12 protein-coding genes are annotated in these 12011 nt (G+C 64.2%); 8 read left to right on the forward strand and 4 right to left on the reverse strand.

Annotated elements, in window-relative coordinates:
* Nucleotides 1–120: 120 nt before the first annotated feature.
* Nucleotides 121–1095, reverse strand: coding sequence for an AI-2E family transporter (locus EPL01_RS18650; protein ID WP_135826799.1), 975 nt, complete (start codon nt 1093–1095; stop codon nt 121–123).
* An 84-nt stretch (nt 1096–1179) separates the two neighbouring features.
* Complete coding sequence (locus EPL01_RS18655) at nt 1180–1920, reverse strand: Lrp/AsnC family transcriptional regulator (RefSeq protein WP_135826800.1); 741 nt, start codon at nt 1918–1920, stop codon at nt 1180–1182.
* Between the two features lie 178 nt (nt 1921–2098).
* Here EPL01_RS18655 and EPL01_RS18660 point away from each other — a divergent pair, with 178 nt between their 5' ends.
* From EPL01_RS18660 to EPL01_RS18685, 6 genes are all read left to right on the forward strand, one after another.
* The gene (locus tag EPL01_RS18660; protein ID WP_135826801.1) at nt 2099–2308 is read left to right on the forward strand and encodes an HVO_0649 family zinc finger protein; all 210 of its coding nucleotides are present in this window, start codon (nt 2099–2101) and stop codon (nt 2306–2308) included.
* A 165-nt stretch (nt 2309–2473) separates the two neighbouring features.
* Nucleotides 2474–5431, forward strand: coding sequence for an excinuclease ABC subunit UvrA (uvrA, locus tag EPL01_RS18665; protein WP_135826802.1), 2958 nt, complete (start codon nt 2474–2476; stop codon nt 5429–5431).
* A 215-nt stretch (nt 5432–5646) separates the two neighbouring features.
* Nucleotides 5647–6201: a DUF7344 domain-containing protein gene (locus EPL01_RS18670; RefSeq protein ID WP_135826803.1), complete on the forward strand. Its 555-nt coding sequence runs from the start codon at nt 5647–5649 to the stop codon at nt 6199–6201.
* A 75-nt stretch (nt 6202–6276) separates the two neighbouring features.
* Nucleotides 6277–7368, forward strand: a complete 1092-nt coding sequence (locus EPL01_RS18675; RefSeq protein ID WP_135826804.1) for a geranylgeranyl reductase family protein — start codon at nt 6277–6279, stop codon at nt 7366–7368.
* Nucleotides 7369–7431: 63 nt separating this feature from the next.
* Entirely contained in the window at nt 7432–8139 is a 708-nt protein-coding gene (locus tag EPL01_RS18680) for a hypothetical protein (RefSeq protein ID WP_135826805.1), read from the forward strand.
* 46 nt (nt 8140–8185) lie between these two features.
* Entirely contained in the window at nt 8186–8638 is a 453-nt protein-coding gene (locus EPL01_RS18685) for a CBS domain-containing protein (RefSeq protein ID WP_135826806.1), read from the forward strand.
* A gap of 18 nt (nt 8639–8656) precedes the next feature.
* Here EPL01_RS18685 and EPL01_RS18690 read toward each other — a convergent pair whose 3' ends face one another.
* Nucleotides 8657–9397 carry an SDR family oxidoreductase gene (locus tag EPL01_RS18690; protein ID WP_135826807.1) on the reverse strand — a complete coding sequence of 247 codons (741 nt, stop codon included), beginning with the start codon at nt 9395–9397 and terminating at the stop codon, nt 8657–8659.
* A gap of 223 nt (nt 9398–9620) precedes the next feature.
* On the opposite strand from EPL01_RS18690, the gene EPL01_RS18695 reads away from it, so the two are divergent.
* A complete protein-coding gene (locus EPL01_RS18695; protein ID WP_135826808.1) occupies nt 9621–10070 on the forward strand; it encodes a universal stress protein in 450 nt (149 codons plus the stop codon).
* A 338-nt stretch (nt 10071–10408) separates the two neighbouring features.
* Here EPL01_RS18695 and EPL01_RS18700 read toward each other — a convergent pair whose 3' ends face one another.
* Nucleotides 10409–10882, reverse strand: a complete 474-nt coding sequence (locus tag EPL01_RS18700; RefSeq protein WP_135826809.1) for a hypothetical protein — start codon at nt 10880–10882, stop codon at nt 10409–10411.
* 140 nt (nt 10883–11022) lie between these two features.
* Here EPL01_RS18700 and EPL01_RS18705 point away from each other — a divergent pair, with 140 nt between their 5' ends.
* On the forward strand, nt 11023–12000 hold the full coding sequence (locus EPL01_RS18705) for an ROK family protein (RefSeq protein ID WP_135826810.1): 978 nt from the start codon (nt 11023–11025) through the stop codon (nt 11998–12000).
* Nucleotides 12001–12011 lie beyond the last annotated feature (11 nt).

A 12011-nucleotide genomic window follows, 5' to 3' on the forward strand; every position in this document is an offset into this window, starting at 1 on the left:
TGAGTCGGTCACGAGACAGTTGTCGTCCGCTGTGGTGAAATCAATCGGTCGCTTCACGTCACCGCTCCTGAAAGTAACTATGGGATTTCTAAGCAAATGATATTATATATTAAACCAACCTCAAGCATACTCTCTCGACACCACGACCACTACGGCCTTCGTGAATCCCAGCACTATCGGCCCGACGAAGATGCCCGTGAAACCGAACACCACCAACCCGCCGAAGATGCCGACCACCAGCAGGCCCGGGTTCAGGTTGGCGCTCCGCCCGCCGATGACCGGCCGGAGGTAGTTGTCGGTGAGGTTGACCACGCCGAACCCGTAGAGGAGCAGGCCGCCGCCGCCGAGGAGGTCCCCGCCAGCCAGCAGGATGAGCGCGGCGGGAATCCAGATGAACATCGACCCGACGAACGGGAGCAAGCCGAGGACGACCGCCACGACCGTCCAGAAGAGCGCGTTCGAGAAGCCCAGCACCGCGAGCGCGAGGCCGGTCAGCACCGCCTGCACGACCGCGATGAGGCCCTGCGTGACCAGCACCGCGAAGGTGAGCCGGTTCAGTTCCGCCAGTAGTTCCCCCTGCACGTCCGCAGCGAGGGGCGTGACCTCGCGGAACCACCCGACGGCCTCCTCGCCGTCGACCAGCAGGTAGTAGAGCAGGAATCCCAGAATCGTGAACCCGAGCGCGACGTTCGAGACGCCGCCCAGAAAGCCCGTCATCTCCTGGAGCGCCGTGCCAGCGCCGGAGCGAATCGCCGAGAGCAGGTCCGCGCCGAGGTCGGTTTCGAGGAATCGCTGGAACACCGCGAGGTCGATGTCGCCCGACTGGATTCGCTCGGCGACCGAGAGCGCCTGACCGAGGACGGTCTGAAGCAGGAGGACGAGCGGAAGCACGAACAGCACCGTCGCGGATACCATCAGCGCGACCGCGGACTTCCGGGGGCCGACGCGGGGCGCGAACCGGCGCTGGAGAGGGTAGAGCGCGTAGGCCAGTAGCACCGCGAGCGCGACGTAGGTGAAGAAGGGCCATATCACCAGCCACGAGACGTAGACCGACACCGCGAGCAGGAGGAGGGCGAACGCCTTCTCGCCGTTCATCGACAACGAATACGGCGATGACGGTGAAAAAGCCACCCGGGAAGGCGGTCGTTAGCGTCTACTTAACTCGCCCTACTCGGTCAGTTACGCCTCGAACGCCTCGGTGATTTGCTCGGAGACCGACTCGGGGGCGAACACCGTGACCACGTCGCCAGCCTCGATGACGGTGTCGCCCTTCGGGGTGAGGACCGAGTCACCGCGCTCGATGCTGATGACCAGCGAGTCGTCGTCGATGAGACCCGACTCGTTGGCCGATTCGAGCGTCGTGCCGGTGATGGCGGCGTCCTCGGGGACCGTGAACTCGATGACCTCGGCACCGCCGGTCAGGCTCTGAACGTCCGCCAGCGACTGGCGAGCGCCGTCGTCGTCCGGGCCGAAGGGGAGGTAGGGTTGGAACTGCTCGTCTTGCACGATGTCCTCGCGTTCGAGGTCGAGACCGAGGTTCGAGAGTTCCCGCGCGATGCGAGTGATGTCGTCGGTGCCGGTCCCGACCGCGGTGACGACGAGGTTCTCGCGCCCGGCCATGAGTTTCCGGACGTGGACGACGCCCGAGACCTGAAGCGCCTCGCGGGCGAGGCGAGGCCGGTCCTCGACCGGGACCGTGCAGGTGAACTGGTTGATGATTCGGCTGTCAGTCCGCTCGTAGTCGATGTCGGCGTGATAGCCCTGAATGATGCCCGCGTCCTCCATCTGGCGGATGCGGTGGCGAATCGTGGCGGGTGTCACGTCCACCTCCTCGGCGATGGTCGGGGCGGTCGTGTTCCGCGCGTCGGCGGCCAAGTGATAGAGAATACGTTTGTCGATCTCGTCGATGCGATAATCCATGGCCGGGTGTACTTCCGGAATCGCAAAAAGCCCCTTCTTTCCGAGTCGCTTCGAGTAGTTCGGCCAGAAGTGAGCGAAAGTTGCTATGATTTTTGGAAACAAAATTGGAGAAGCTTAAATTTCGTATACAGAAATAAAAGGCGCGGGATTTATTTGGAGGCGGCACGTGCTTCTTGACATGACCGACCACGAGGACATCGGTGCGACCCCGTTCGAGCGGATGGAGTCCCACATGGAACACGAGGACCTCGTCTGCCCGGAGTGTGGTCACGAGGACGACGGCGGGAGCTGGCAGGCGCAGACGACTGGTTCGCAGGTCCTGTACAGCCACGTCTGCCCGAGTTGCGGTGCTATCCGTAAGCGGACGTACAACCTCGGAGACGAATGACCCGGCGAACGGCTGATTTAGAGGAATTTTGTGGGGCGATCCGAGTCCGTCAGAAGTGACAGTCGATTGCATTACAGTCCCGTTAAGTGCCCTGAATCCCTGTTATCTCCTGATGAACGAGACGGCACAGTACGCGAAGAGACGTTTTACTGACACACGAAAACGATGAGCAAGGACTACATCGACGTGAAGGGCGCGGAGGAGCACAACCTCAAGGACCTCGACCTCTCCATTCCGCGCGAAAAGTTCAACGTGGTGACGGGGCTGTCGGGGTCCGGCAAGTCGTCGCTCGCCTTCGAGACGGTCTACGCCGAGGGGCAGCGCCGGTACATCGAGAGCCTGTCGGCCTACGCGCGGAACTTCCTCGGTCAGATGGACAAGCCGCAGGTCGAGAACGTCGAGGGACTGTCGCCCGCCATCTCTATCGACCAGAAGAACGCCGCCAACAACCCCCGTTCGACGGTCGGCACCGTCACGGAACTCCACGACTACTTCCGCCTGCTGTACGCCCGCATCGGCACGCCCCACTGCCCCGAGTGCGGCCGGGAGGTCGGCGAGCAGAGCGCCCAGAACATGGTCCGGCGCGTCCTCGAACTCCCCGAGGGGACCAAGGCCAAAATCGCCGCCCCGGTCGTCCGCGACCAGAAGGGTGCGTTCGAGGACCTCTTCGACGACCTCGTGAGTGAAGGCTACAGCAGGGTCGAGGTGGACGACGAGGAGTTCGACCTCACGATGGACCGACCGGACCTCGACAAGAACTACGACCACGACATCGATGTCATCGTGGACCGCGTGAAGGTCTCTCCGGAGGCCCGGAGCAGAATCACCGACAGCGTCGAGACCGCCTTGGAGGAGGCAGACGGGGTTCTCAAAGTCATCCTCCCCGACCCGCCGGAAGAGGCCGCGGGCGAAATCGGCGGCGCGACCGCTCGTTCCACGGGGGACCTCGCAGGAGAGGCCGACGACCGCCTCGTCGTGGAGTTCTCGGAGGATTTGGCCTGCACCCACTGCGGCATCGACTTCCGCGAGATAGAGACGCGCTCGTTCTCGTTCAACAGTCCCCACGGCGCGTGCCCGGAGTGTGAGGGCATCGGCGAGACCAAGGAAGTGGACGAGGACCTCGTCGTGCAGGACACGTCCAAGCCCCTCAAGCACGTCTTCGAGCCGTGGAGCTACAACCGGACGTACTACCGGCGACAGCTCGACAACGTGGCCGACCACTTCGGCGTGAGCGTCGATACTCCATTCGAGGACCTCCCCGAGGACGTGCAGGAGGCCTTCGTCTGGGGAACCGACGAGCAGGTTCACTTCGAGTGGACGACCAAGAACGGCACCCGCGAGAAGGACGAGCAGTTCGAGGGCGTCATCCCCAACCTCGAACGCCGGTACGTCGAGACCGACTCCGACAGCACCCGCGACCACATCGAGGAGTACATGGCGGTCACGGAGTGCCCCGAGTGTGAGGGCACCCGCCTCAACGAGCAGAGCCGGTCGGTCTACGTCGACGGCACCGCCATCACCGAGGTCAACGAGATGTCCATCGGGGACGCGCTCGACCACTTCGAGGGACTGGAGCAGACCCTCGACGAGCGCGAGACCAAAATCGCCGAGGAGATTCTCAAGGAGATTCGCGCGCGCCTCGGCTTCATGGAGGAGGTCGGCCTCGAATACCTCACCCTCGACCGCGAGGCCGCCACCCTCTCGGGCGGCGAGAGCCAGCGAATCCGACTCGCCACGCAAATCGGGTCGGGACTCGTCGGCGTCCTCTACGTGCTGGACGAGCCGTCTATCGGCCTCCACCAGCGCGACAACGACCGACTCCTGAACACCTTGGAGGAGCTTCGTGACCTCGGGAACACTTTGCTGGTGGTCGAACACGACGAGGCCACGATGCGCCGGGCCGACAACGTCATCGACATGGGGCCGGGGCCGGGCAAGCGCGGCGGCGAGGTCGTCGTGCAGGGCACGGTCGAGGAGGTCGAGAACTGCGAGGAGTCGGTCACGGGCGACTACCTCGCGGGCCGCAAGGAGATTCCGGTCCCCGACGAACGGCGCGAAACTGACGAGAGTCTAACTGTTGTGGGCGCGCGTCAGCACAACCTGAAGGACCTCGACGTGGACATCCCAGTCGGCCAGTTCACCGCGATTACCGGGGTCTCGGGGTCCGGCAAGTCCACCCTGATGCACGACATCCTCTACAAGGGACTGGCCCGCGAGATGAACGACAACACCTCGGTGGACCCCGGCGACCACGACGCCATCGAGGGCATCGAAAACATCGAGAAGGTCCGGCTCATCGACCAGTCGCCCATCGGTCGGACCCCGCGGTCGAATCCCGCGACCTACACCGGAGTCTTCGACTACATCCGCGAGCTGTTCGCCGAGACGAAGCTCTCGAAACAGCGCGGCTACGAGAAGGGCCGGTTCTCGTTCAACGTCAAGGGCGGGCGATGCGAGGAGTGCGGCGGACAGGGCACCGTCAAAATCGAGATGAACTTCCTGTCGGACGTCTACGTCCCCTGCGAGGAGTGCGACGGCGCGCGCTACAACGACGAGACGCTGGACGTGACCTACAAGGGCGCGACCATCGCGGACGTGCTGAACATGTCGGTCGAGGAGGCCTACGACTTCTTCGAACACGACCAGCGAATCGCCCGCAGGCTCGGCCTGCTCAAGGACGTGGGGCTGGACTACATGAACCTCGGCCAGCCCTCCACGACCCTCTCGGGCGGCGAGGCCCAGCGCGTCAAACTCGCCGAGGAGCTCGGCAAGAAGGACACCGGCGACACGCTCTACCTGCTGGACGAACCGACCACGGGCCTCCACAAGGAGGACGAGCGAAAGCTAATCGAGGTCCTCCAGCGATTGACCGACCAAGGAAACAGCGTGGTCGTCATCGAACACGAGTTGGACCTCGTGAAGAACGCCGACAACGTCATCGACCTCGGCCCCGAGGGCGGAGAGAACGGCGGTGAAGTCGTGGCTTCGGGTACCCCGGAAGCGGTCGCCCGAAACGACGATTCGCACACCGGCAAGTACCTTCGGGATATGCTCCCCGAAGTCGAGTTGGAGGGGCCGCGGTCTGACCGAGAGCAGCAGGCCGCGCCAGCGACCGACGACTGACTCTCCGAGCGACCTCCTGTTTTCTGGAATACGGCGCTGTATCGTCACGTTAACGCAGAGAATCCCGGTATTACCGCCGTGCAACGGGTTCGGGTCCGGACCCCGGGACGGCTAAGTACTGGATAACAAAGTGCGGCCCGGGAGAAACTGGCGTACCGTGATGGGACGGGTGGCGGTGGCACCGACGCAACAAGCGATTGAGCGATTTCGGTAGCATGAGCTCGGCTGATAACTCACCGGAACAACAAACACTGTCCGAAGACCTCATCTTCGACGTGTTGAAGAACCGGCGGCGGCGATACACGCTGCATTACCTGAAGCAGCAGGACCGTCCGGTCGAGCTGAGCGAACTCGCCGAGCAGGTGGCGGCCTGGGAGAACGACACGACCGTCGAGGGACTGTCGGCCAACGAGCGCAAGTCGGTCTACACATCCCTGTATCAGACACATCTCCCGAAGCTAGCGGACGCGGGTATCGTGGATTACAACCAGAACCGCGGCGTCGTAGAGCTGTCGGACAACGCAGCGCAGTTGGAGGGGTACCTCCGTCCGCAGGACGAGTTCCCGTGGATTCGGTACTACCTCGCGCTGGCGGTCGTGAGCGCGGTGTTGGTTCTGGGAGACTTCCTGGACGTCCCGCCGCTGTCGGCGATACCCGACGAAATCTGGGGCGTCCTCATCGTCGCGGCGTTCGCGCTGTCGGCGGCGACCCACTACGTGCGGCGGCGACAACTCGCTCAGCAGGAGACACCACCGAACGTCGACGGATAGTTCGGGGATACGTCGAGGAGGGTCCGGGGGAACAGAGCGGTGAATACTTGGGCCAGAGGGTAGTACGCCCGAGCGATGTACGACTTCGTAGTCGTCGGCGCAGGACCTGCCGGGTCACGATTCTCCCGGCGAGCGTCCGAGCGGGGGTACGACGTGCTGACTCTGGAGAAAGGAGAAGTCGGCAAGCCGTTAGCTTGCTCCGGGCACGTCAGCACCGACATCTGGGAGTTCACCCCGGACGGCGCGCGCGAGGAGTTACTCCAGAACGAGGTCTACGGCGCGCGCTTCCACGTCGGCGGACCGGGAAGCGACGACTACCAGTTCTACAAGCGGGAGGTCGTCTCGAACGTCATCGACCGCGTGGGCCTCGATAAGCTTCTCGCCGAAGCCGCGGAGGACGCTGGCGCAGACCTCCGCGAGAACCACAGCGTCACCGCGGTCGAGGAGTACCGCGACCGCGTCGAGGTCACGGCCAGCACGCCCGAGGGGACCGAGACCTTCGAGGCGAAGATGGTCGCGGGGTGCGACGGCCCGGTCTCGCGGGTCCGGTCGGAACTCGACCTGCCGGAACCCGGCGAGAAGCTACAGGGCGTGCTGGCGTTCTCCGAGGAGGACGACCCCGGCGACTACGTGGACGTTCACCTGACCGCGCCCAGATTCTTCGCGTGGCGCATCCCGCGAGGCGACTCGGGCGTCGAGTACGGCCTCGCGGCTCCTCCGGGGTCGGACCCGAGCGCGAACGACCTCTTCGAGGAGTTCACCGACGAGTACGACGTGGAGACCACTCACTTCTGCGCGGGCATGATTCCCATCGGTCCCGCCGACCGCGTGACGAGTCGCCGGGCGTTCTTGATTGGGGACGCGGCGGCCCAGACCAAGCCGTTTACGGGTGGTGGAATCCTCTACGGCATGACCGCCGCCAGCCACGCCGCGAAGGTCGTAGACCCCGAGCGCCCCGCGACCTTGCAGGACTACGAGGAGGCGTGGCGCGAGGACCTGAGCCGCGAGATTCAGTTGGGCCACTGGATTCGGAAGTGTTACTCGCTCCCGGAGGAGGTCCAGAAGGTCGGGTTGTCGGCTTTTTCGGGCGAGATTGGGGTTCACATGGACAAGCCGACCTCCTTCTTCTCGACCGAGCATCTGAAGAAGTTGTTGTCGGGGTCGTGAGTTCCGCGAGTAGGGCCGACACCGAATCTATATATCGAATGAAGCTATTTGCTAGCAATAGTCATGGGGGTGGACAAGAACGTTCTACTAACGGAGTACAGAGCGGCAAAACACACGTTAGAACAGCAACTCGATTCGATTCGAGGAATCGGCGACCACGCCACTCGAATGCTTCGTATCGTTCTTCTATTACTCGTCGGACTCGGGACGGCGGCAGCCTACTCCGATGTACAAGTAGAGAAGAAGATATTCGACAACGCGATTTGTGCAATTGGCCAGCAACCGATCTGTGTCCGCGCCGATTACCTAGCGTATCTCGGGTCAGTTCTACTCTTTCTCGGTATCTTTCTCTTGATTAGTGCTACACTCGGTGTTGGAACAGCCGTTCGACGTCCTTTCCACTCGACCGAACTGGACACGGTTATACAGCACTCGACATCGGAGAGGCAGTATTTGATGAATCGCCTGCTGTCCTACAAAGACAAAATCGAATACAATCAGCAGGTCATATCTGCAAACCGACGAGCGATCTTCTTCGCCGACGTCAGCATCTCACTCGGGTTTGCTGTACTGTCAGTACTGATTGTCGTACTCGGAACAGACCGACACTTACTCTGGTGGACGCCGTTCGTCGTCTGTCTCCTCGCTGGGTTCCTCGTCGCTGGTATCCAACGGAGGTTCCCGGAAGACCATTCACAGCGAGTTCGAGTCCCGAACTCCGTCTCCGATTTAGCTGAATCTTACCGCCGAGGGGATGCCGAGTCCGATTGACATCCGTAACCCCAACAAAATTGTACTCTTCGCGTCACGTTCTGGTATGCTCGTTCGAGACGCCATGACGACCGAGGTCGTGACCGTCCCCGCCGACACCGCCCTCCAAGAAGCAGTCGGGCGGATGCTCCGCGAGGGCGTCGGGAGCGCCCTCGTCACGCGCGACGGGAGCCCGGCGGGTATCGTCACCGAGAGCGACGCGCTGAAGGCTGGCTACCTCTCCGAACGGCCCTTCACCGAGATTCCGGTCGCCAAGGCGGCCAGCGGGTCGCTGGTGACGACCGCGCCCGACGCGACCGTGCGGAAGGCGGTCCGCGAGATGCGCGAGAACGGCGTGAAGAAGTTGCCCGTGGTCGAGGACTTCGAAATCGTCGGGGTGCTGACGATGACCGACGTGGTGCGCGAGCAGGAGGAGCTGATAGACGAGGCGGTTCGGTTGGAGGAAGGGCGTCAAGGCTGGTCGGCCGACGGGAAGGCGTGGGACCCGGACGGAATCTGAGCGCGGGCCAATCCCCACTCACACCGTCTCGGGCAACCACCCGCCGTCCACCTCGATGTTCTCGCCGCTGATGTAGTCGCTGTCCTCTTCCAAGAAGAACAGCACCGCTTGCGCCACGTCCTCGAATCCGGCGGGGCGGCCTCGCGGGAGGCCGTCGGGGAACTCGTCGGAGTTCTCGACCACGTAGGGAGACACCGCGTTGACGGTGATACCCTCGTACTGGGTGTCGTTGGCGAGCATCCGGGTGAACATCAGCACGCCCTGCTTGGCGATGAAATAGGGCGCGTTCTTCGGGGACATCAGTCCCTTCTCGGAGCTCGCGTAGCCGATGTTGACGATGCGGCCCCACGCTTGCTGGCGCATCTCGGGGAGCGCGCGCTTACAGCAGAGGTAGGTGCCGTTGACGTTGGCTTGGAGGACGGTGTTCCACTCCTCGAAGGAGATGTCCTCCCAGTGGCGGGGCGCGAACGGGCCGACGTTGTTCACCAGCACGTCCACGGTGCCCAACTCGTCCTCGACGGCGTCGAACATCGCGTCCACGTCGCCGGGACTGGCCACGTCGCCCTGCACGGTGGTCGCCTCGGGCGCACCACGGTCGCGGGCGTCCTCGGCGGTCTCCTCGGCGGCGTCGAGACTGGAGCGGTAGTGGACCGCCACAGACGCGCCGCGCTCGGCGAGTTCGAGCAGTAGCTCTCGGCCGACGCCCTTCGCGCTCCCGGTCACGAGCGCGACTCGCTCGCTCAGGTCGGGTCGAATCATGCGCGGGGGTTCGGCTTCGACGTATTTCTACGTTGAGGCTTCCAGACGGCAGAATGAGGCGAGGGAGAGATAAAGCAATATTTTCAATTTCTTAAGCATTGTTTTTATTCCCTATAGGGGAACCCCCCATTCCTTTCCGACCGAGTACCAGTCTCGACTGTCGGCCCGCCGACCTGCCGAAACGGCCACACATCCTTAATATCCGGAAGGTAGACGTGTCCGTATGGCACTCGATACCATTTTGCTCGCGGTCGGGCCGGGCGACGCTCAACGCACCGAGGAGTTAGCCAGCGCGGTCAGCGAGGTCGCGGGACCGACCGGTGCGAAGGTCGTGATGGCCCACGTTTTCACCGACGAGGAGTTCGACGGCGTGGTGAGCAACCTCGACTACGACCCGTCGGGCGACATCGACCCCGACGAGGTCGCCCAGCGCCACGCCACGGTCCGCCAACTGACCGACGAGTTCGACGCGGCGGGCGTCGAGTACAGCGTCCGCGGCCGGGTCGGCGACCACGGCGAGACCATCGTGGAGTTGGCGAAGGAGGTCAACGCCGACCGCGTGGTCGTCGGCGGGCGTAAGCGTTCCCCGGCGGGCAAGGCGGTCTTCGGGAGTACGGCCCAAGAGGTGATGCTGAACGCTCCGTGCCCGGTGACGTTCGTTCGGGGGGACTGAGGTCTTCTCACCTGAAGTTGGAATCGGACCGCGACGAATCGGCCTGTGTTTTTGTTTTAGAAAGCCCCCGCCCGGTCGCGGTCGCTCCGACGGATATTCGCGGGCCTCTCAGCACCGCCCGGCCCGCGAATAGGGCCGCCGGAGACGACCAAGCCTTCGGCGCGACCGGGCGGCCCCTTTCATCCACCCAAACTGTGGTCTGTTCGGCCGGGCGCGTCCTCGGTGGTTGGTCAGTCGAGCGCATCCTGACAGCTGGTCAGTCAGGCACATCCCCGACGTTTGCTCAGCCGAGCGTTCGCCGAGTCGCGGCCGGTCGCGCCGCGCGCGGCGCGACCGGCCTACCTCTCCGAGCGACCTTTCCACTCGCGCTCCTGTCGGCGCTCGGCGACGTGGCGCTCGCCGTCGGCGAGGTCCTCGCGGGCCTCCATTTCGAAGGCGATCGCGCTGTCCAGCGGGCCGTCCTGAAACGCCTCCAGCACGCTGTAGGACCACGTATCGCCGACAACTCCCCTCGGGAGGAGGTCGTCGCGCAGGCGGTCGGCGAGGCCGTCGTGGCCGCACTCGCGCAGGCACTCCTCGGCGTCCGCGAGGTGGTCCATCGCGTGCCCCGTCGCGTGGTGGAACTCCACGAGGTGACCGTGCGCGCGGTGAAGCCACTCGATGCCGAGTTCGACCTCGTGGAGTGCTTGGACCTCCTCGTCCGTGAGGTCCGCGCCGGGGGAGTCGGCTGTGTTCGCGCCGGGAGAGTTGTCGGTGTCTGCGCCGGGGGAGTCGCTGGCGTCCGCGTCGAGGGAGTCGTCCGAACCAGCCATGCTAATAGATAGCACGCCACAGATGTTAACCTTCGTGGGAGGAATCGCACCGCGGGACCGGAATCACGCCACCGAACCACATACTCGTCGCCGAGTAAATGCTTGTAGTTAAGTGCCGCCGGACCGTCCTACCCGGGTGAATGGCGTACTACGTGGGCGTTGACCTCGGCGCGACGAACGTCAGGGCGGCAGTCGCCGACGACGAGGGGGACGTGGTGAGCGTACACCGGGCCAACACGCCCAACGGGCCGACGGGCATCGCCGTCACCGAGGCCGTGTTGGAGTGCATCCGCGAGGCCTGCGAGGCCGCCGACCTCGAACCGGCGCGCGTCCGGGCCGCCGGAATCGGCTCCATCGGTCCGCTGGACTTGGCCGACGGCGCGATCGACGGCCCGGCGAACCTCCCCGACACCATCGACCGGATTCCCCTGACCGGCCCCATCGGCAAACTCATCGACAGCGACCGGGTGTACCTCCACAACGACACCAACGCGGGCGTCATCGGCGAGCGATTCTACAGCGACCGCAACCCCGACGACATGGTCTATCTGACCATCTCCTCGGGTATCGGCGCTGGCGTCTGCGTGGACGGCCAAGTCCTCTCCGGGTGGGACGGCAACGCGGGCGAGGTCGGCCACATGGTCGTGGACCCCCGAGGACGCCGGACCTGCGGATGCGGCCGCGAGGGCCACTGGGAGGCCTACTGCTCGGGCAACAACATCCCCGAGTACGCGAAACTGCTGGCCGAGGGCGCCGGGGACCTCGACACCGACCTGCCCCTCGGCGACCCCGACTTCTCCGCTATCGACGTGTTCGAGGCGGCGGGCGACGACGACTTTGCGGACCACGTCGTGGACCAACTCACCCACTGGAACACGCTCGGCGTGGCCAACATCACGCAGGCCTACGCGCCGCTGGTGGTCTACGTCGGCGGCGCAGTCGCGCTCAACAACGAGTCGCTGGTCGTGGACCCCATCCGCGAGCGGGTCGGCGAGATGGTGTTCAACAACGTCCCCGACGTGCAGCTCACCAACCTCGGCGACGACGTGGTGCTAAAGGGTGCCATCGCCAGCGCGCTGACCGGCGGTACGGGCGACCGGACGAGTTCGAGGGTCTAATTCGCCCCTGC

The sequence above is a fragment of the Halorussus ruber genome (assembly GCF_004765785.1).
GTDB classification, from domain to species: domain Archaea; phylum Halobacteriota; class Halobacteria; order Halobacteriales; family Haladaptataceae; genus Halorussus; species Halorussus ruber.

Excerpts from the sequence above, each read along its gene's own strand:
- EPL01_RS18695 (WP_135826808.1), top strand. The coding sequence starts at position 9,621 with ATGGCACTCGATACCATTTTGCTCGCGGTCGGGCCGGGCGACGCTCAA.
- EPL01_RS18705 (WP_135826810.1), top strand. The coding sequence starts at position 11,023 with ATGGCGTACTACGTGGGCGTTGACCTCGGCGCGACGAACGTCAGGGCG.
- EPL01_RS18680 (WP_135826805.1), top strand. The coding sequence starts at position 7,432 with ATGGGGGTGGACAAGAACGTTCTACTAACGGAGTACAGAGCGGCAAAA.
- EPL01_RS18675 (WP_135826804.1), top strand. The coding sequence starts at position 6,277 with ATGTACGACTTCGTAGTCGTCGGCGCAGGACCTGCCGGGTCACGATTC.
- EPL01_RS18650 (WP_135826799.1), bottom strand. The coding sequence starts at position 1,095 with ATGAACGGCGAGAAGGCGTTCGCCCTCCTCCTGCTCGCGGTGTCGGTC.
- EPL01_RS18670 (WP_135826803.1), top strand. The coding sequence starts at position 5,647 with ATGAGCTCGGCTGATAACTCACCGGAACAACAAACACTGTCCGAAGAC.
- EPL01_RS18660 (WP_135826801.1), top strand. The coding sequence starts at position 2,099 with ATGACCGACCACGAGGACATCGGTGCGACCCCGTTCGAGCGGATGGAG.
- uvrA (WP_135826802.1), top strand. The coding sequence starts at position 2,474 with ATGAGCAAGGACTACATCGACGTGAAGGGCGCGGAGGAGCACAACCTC.
- EPL01_RS18700 (WP_135826809.1), bottom strand. The coding sequence starts at position 10,882 with ATGGCTGGTTCGGACGACTCCCTCGACGCGGACGCCAGCGACTCCCCC.
- EPL01_RS18690 (WP_135826807.1), bottom strand. The coding sequence starts at position 9,397 with ATGATTCGACCCGACCTGAGCGAGCGAGTCGCGCTCGTGACCGGGAGC.
- EPL01_RS18685 (WP_135826806.1), top strand. The coding sequence starts at position 8,186 with ATGCTCGTTCGAGACGCCATGACGACCGAGGTCGTGACCGTCCCCGCC.
- EPL01_RS18655 (WP_135826800.1), bottom strand. The coding sequence starts at position 1,920 with ATGGATTATCGCATCGACGAGATCGACAAACGTATTCTCTATCACTTG.